We start from the raw sequence: 843 nt of genomic DNA, 5'->3' as shown, positions 1-843 counted from the left end.
CAAAGCATAGTTGTGCTGGCCAAGCTGCTAAAGACGGTGACCCTGAGGAATGGGTATATGTTCCAGAAGGCACTTGTTCAAAAATTGTAAATGGTAAAGTGAAGTAAGTTACTTAGCACTTCTATCGGTGGCATTAACTGATGAATCATATCTTATCGCAGGGAATGCCAACCGATCATCCTGCTTCTCCTGAGCCACAAGCGCTTCAGGGTGCAGGTATAGGTTTACGTTCTGCACACTATCAAACGATTCTGAATTCACGCCCTGATATCCCCTGGTTTGAAGCACTAAGCGACAATTATATGAGCGACGGTGGTCAGCCTCTTGATTACCTGGAGCAGGTTCGGGATTTATACCCGGTTACCTTTCATGGTGTCGGCATGTCTTTAGGCTCAACTGATCCCTTAGATCAATCCTACCTCAAACGCTTAAAGTCACTTATAGAACGCTTTCAACCAACGCTGGTGTCTGATCACTTGTGTTGGGCTTCTTTTGATGGCGTACATGGTAATGAACTATTTCCCATGCCTTATACCATGGAGGCAATTAAGCATATCGTCTCACGAATTGACCAAGTTCAGAATTATCTGGGACGTCGTATATTGGTCGAAAATGTTTCGAGCTATTTAAGTTTTACAGTTGATGCGATGGCAGAAGTGCAGTTTTTGTCCGAGGTCGCCGAGCAGGCTGACTGCGATATTTTATGTGATGTGAATAATATCTATGTCAGCGCAATGAACCACAAATTTGATCCGCAAGAATACATTCGGGCTTTGCCTGTAAAACGCATAAAAGAAATGCACTTGGCGGGCTTCGAAGATCAGGGCACGCACTTGCTCGATA

The 843-nt window shown here is 44.5% G+C and carries 2 protein-coding genes; both read left to right on the top strand.

The genetic code is table 11. The features are described from left to right. Positions 1–107: DUF2282 domain-containing protein (locus A3763_RS30220; RefSeq protein WP_156495228.1), on the top strand; the 107-nt coding region annotated here is incomplete at its 5' end. Positions 108–140: 33 nt separating this feature from the next. Next, positions 141–843: DUF692 domain-containing protein (locus tag A3763_RS21030; protein ID WP_068760447.1), on the top strand; the 703-nt coding region annotated here is incomplete at its 3' end.

It is taken from the genome of Oleiphilus sp. HI0128 (genome assembly GCF_001635365.1).
The sequence above is the reverse complement of the archived record's forward strand: the minus strand, read 5'-3'. Positions and strand labels throughout refer to the sequence as shown.